This window comes from Phenylobacterium sp. (assembly GCF_030654915.1).
Lineage (GTDB): Bacteria > Pseudomonadota > Alphaproteobacteria > Caulobacterales > Caulobacteraceae > Phenylobacterium.
In genome coordinates, this window is record NZ_JAURWM010000089.1 from 1 (window position 1) to 2410 (window position 2410).

Genomic DNA, 2410 nt, shown 5'->3' on the forward strand with positions numbered 1-2410 from the left:
CACCTAGCCTCTCCCGAGGGAGAGGGATGGGCCTCGGCGCCCTTAGTCGACCACCTTGAAGCGGCCCTTGTCGAAGAACCGCAGCACCTGCTCCAGTTCGTGGCCGCGCTTCAGGATCATGCCGCCCTGACCGATGACCGACCAGGCGCCCTGCCGGCGAGCCAGGGCGGGGCGTTTCTCGATACGATAGAGCGGCGCCTCCGAGGCGCGGCGGAACACCGAGAAGACGCAGGCCTCGGTGGTCGAGCCAATGCCGTAGTCACGCCATTCGCCGGCGGCGACCATGCGGCCGTAGAGGGTCAGGATACGGCTGAACTCCCGGCGTTCGAAGAAGACCGGAGCCGCCCTTGGGGGCTGATATTGCGGATCGAGCGCCATCGGATTGGAGCCTAGACCCAATCGGCGCAGTCCGACAATCTGCCGCCCCGCGGGTTTTACCCCGTTGCGCCAACGACACGGCGTCGGCGAATTCTAAATCAACCGTAATGTCTCGCCTTGGAAAGACCTTATTTCGGTCCTTCGCCCGCCTGATCCGGCTCCGATAGTCTCATTGTCGGTTGGTCGGAACCTGCTGGTCCCGGATCCTGAACAGCCCCCCCAGCCCCCCTGGATCGTGGGATTTGGCCAGCCGACGCTTCTTCATAGAGCACACCCCAATGCAAGCCCGCGCGGTCCCTCCCCCCTCCCGCGCGGGCTTCGCTGTGTCTGGCCTATACGTTTCTTGAAATGCAGGCCGGAACCCGGCGCAGCCCTAGTTCTTCCGGGCGGCGCCCAGGATGCGGCCGCCGTCCTTGGCCTGGACCAGAACCACGGTGGCCAGGCCATCGTCGCCGGCGCTTGGCAGACGGTAGGCGGTGGGGCGTCCGCGCCAGGCGCCCAGGCGCTGGATCTCACGGACCACATTATGGTGCGCGACCGTCTGGCCGCGATTGTCGCCCTTCTTGACCACCACGTCCTGCTCGCGCGGCTCGTAGCGCACCAGCCAGACCTCGGCCCCGCCGCGCGGAACCCGTCCCGATCCGACGTCGACGCGGCGCGCGCCGATGAAAGCCATGTCAGGTGAAGGGATGTCCGACTTCGCGGCCTGGGCGACCAGGCGGTCGACCTTCTCGGTCTGCAGGCCGCCGGCCTGGGCGTGACCGTCGATCACCATCTGCGGCGTATAGGGCTCGCGCAGATCAAGGCGCGCCACATAGGCCTTCTGGCGATCAGTGAACTCAGACTTGGCGAAGGTGTCCGACCAGCCGAGATAGTCCCAATAGTCGACCGGGAAAGTGAGCGCGAGGACGCCCTGCCGCTCGGCCAGCTTGCCGAGATAGGCGTTGGCCTCCCCACAGGAGGCGCAGCCCTGGGCCGTGAACAACTCGACCACCACCGGCGACTTCGCAGTCGCGGCAAGCGGCAGGGCGCACAGGAGGAGGCTGAAAAGCGCGGCCTTACGCATCGTGGCGCAATTAAGCGGACTTCCCTGCGGTTTGGGCTTCAACAAGGTGTGACCAGCTTGAGGATCAAGGGTTGGAAACGACGGAGGGGGCCCGCGACGGCGGACCCCCTCCACCATTTCGTCGTCCCCCTCCCAGGTGCGGGAGGGGTCCGGCATCGGCCTTAGGCCGCCGAACGCGCGAGGTTGCGCAGGACGTAGTTCAGGACGCCGCCGTTCTTGAAGTACTCAAGCTCGGTGGGCGTATCGATCCGGCAACGGACCGGGAAGCGGGCGATGCGGCCGTCCGACGGACGATACATCTCCACCGTCAGCTGCTTGCGGGGCGAAAGCTCCGTCAGGCCGCGGATGGTGACGATCTCTTCGCCGGTCAGACCCAGCTTCTGCCAGCCTTCCTGGGTGAACTGCAGCGGCAGAACGCCCATGCCGACCAGGTTCGAGCGGTGGATACGCTCGAAGCTCTCGGCGATCACCGCGCGCACGCCCAGGAGCTTGGTGCCCTTGGCCGCCCAGTCGCGCGACGAACCGGTGCCGTATTCCTTGCCCGCGAACACCACCAGCGGACGACCTTCGCCCTGGTAGCGCATGGCCGCGTCGTAGATCGACATGACGTCGCCCGACGGGAAATGCTTGGTCACGCCGCCTTCGATTTCCGGCGTGATCTTGTTGCGGATGCGGATGTTGGCGAAGGTGCCGCGCATCATGACTTCATGATTGCCGCGCCGCGCGCCGTACTGGTTGAACTCCGAGGTCGGAACCTGGTGATCGCGCAGGTACTCGCCGGCCGGCGAGGAGGCCTTGATCGACCCGGCCGGGCTGATGTGGTCGGTGGTGATCGAGTCGCCGAACACGCCGAGTACGCGAGCCTCGACGATGTCGGTGACCGGCGCCGGCTCCATCTGCATGTTTTCGAAGTAGGGCGGGTTCTGGACGTAGGTGGAGCCCATGTCCCAATCGTAGGTCTGGCCG

The 2410-nt window shown here is 66.1% G+C and carries 2 protein-coding genes and 1 pseudogene; all 3 read right to left on the reverse strand.

Annotation, left to right across the window (positions count from 1 at the left end; translation table 11 throughout):
• Nucleotides 1–42: 42 nt before the first annotated feature.
• Nucleotides 43–378, reverse strand: coding sequence for a DUF2794 domain-containing protein (locus Q7T84_RS04340; protein ID WP_304806474.1), 336 nt, complete (start codon nt 376–378; stop codon nt 43–45).
• 373 nt (nt 379–751) lie between these two features.
• Complete coding sequence (locus tag Q7T84_RS04345; RefSeq protein WP_304806475.1) at nt 752–1444, reverse strand: thioredoxin family protein; 693 nt, start codon at nt 1442–1444, stop codon at nt 752–754.
• Nucleotides 1445–1605: 161 nt separating this feature from the next.
• Nucleotides 1606–2410, reverse strand: a pseudogene (locus Q7T84_RS04350) (aconitate hydratase); the annotation flags it as partial.